This window comes from Rhizobacter sp. P3_C12, assembly GCF_056402735.1.
This window is the reverse complement of the sequence record NZ_JBFUGW010000579.1, coordinates 1-1369: the sequence shown is the minus strand read 5'-3', so window position 1 is coordinate 1369 and position 1369 is coordinate 1. Positions and strand designations below refer to the sequence as shown.

1 protein-coding gene is annotated in these 1369 nt (G+C 62.1%); it reads left to right on the top strand.

All coding sequences use genetic code 11. The annotated features are described in order from the left end of the window. Positions 1 to 261 precede the first annotated feature (261 nt). The coding region (gene icd, locus AC1DXV_RS34640) for an NADP-dependent isocitrate dehydrogenase (protein ID WP_477938049.1) at positions 262 to 1369 on the top strand (1108 nt) is incomplete at its 3' end.

Sequence of the window (1369 nt, the reverse complement as noted above, 5' to 3'; positions counted from 1 at the left end):
ATGCAGCCGGCTTGGCAGCTTCAGCGGGCTTGGCGTCAGCGGCGAAAGCGCCGGCAGCGAACAGGGAAGCAATCAGGGCGGCCAGAATCTTGTTCATGTAAAAACCTTTCGAAAGTTTTGGATCCGCCGTCCATCGTTGGACGGTCCGCCCGTAACGCGGGCTCTCCAAAGTCGGTTGACACGGTGCGTGACATAGAATCGCCGGCTTCAGTGCGGTCCGTTTCCAGTCACTCCAACATCAGCAGCGCGCGGAGCTATCCCATGTATCAGCACATCAAGGTGCCCGAGGGCGGGCAGAAGATCACCGTCAACGCCGACTTCTCGCTCAAGGTCCCCGACCAGCCCATCATCCCGTACATCGAGGGTGACGGCACCGGCTACGACATCACCCCGGTGATGATCAAGGTGGTCGACGCCGCGGTGGCGAAGGCCTACAAGGGCGCGAAAAAGATCCACTGGATGGAGATCTTCGCCGGCGAGAAATCGACCAAGGTCTACGGCCCCGACGTGTGGCTGCCCGAAGAAACGCTGCAGGTCCTGCGCGAGTACGTCGTGTCGATCAAGGGCCCGTTGACGACGCCGGTCGGCGGCGGCATCCGCTCGCTGAACGTCGCGCTGCGCCAGGAACTCGACCTGTATGTCTGCCTGCGTCCGATCCAGTACTTCAAGGGCGTGCCGTCGCCGGTGAAGGAACSCGAGAAGACCAACATGGTGATCTTCCGCGAGAACTCGGAAGACATCTATGCCGGCATCGAGTTCGAGGCCGAGAGCGACAAGGCCAAGAAGCTGATCAAGTTCCTGCAGGACGAATTCGGCGTCAAGAAGATCCGCTTCCCGAACACCTCGGGCATCGGCATCAAGCCGGTGTCGCGCGAAGGCACCGAGCGCCTGGTGCGCAAGGCGATCCAGTACGCGATCGACAACGACAAGCCCAGCGTGACCATCGTGCACAAGGGCAACATCATGAAGTTCACCGAAGGCGGCTTCCGCGACTGGGCCTATGGCCTGGCGCAGAAGGAATTCGGCGCCGAACTGATCGACGGCGGCCCGTGGTGCAAGTTCAAGAACCCGAACACCGGCAAGGACATCACGATCAAGGATTCGATCGCTGACGCCTTCCTGCAGCAGATCCTGCTGCGCCCGGCCGAGTACTCGGTGATCGCGACGCTGAACCTGAACGGCGACTACGTCTCCGACGCGCTGGCGGCCCAGGTTGGCGGCATCGGCATCGCCCCGGGTGCGAACCTGAGCGATTCGATCGCGATGTTCGAGGCCACGCACGGCACCGCACCGAAGTACGCCGGCAAGGACTACGTGAACCCGGGTTCCGAGATCCTGTCGGCCGAGATGATGCTGCGCCACATGGGCT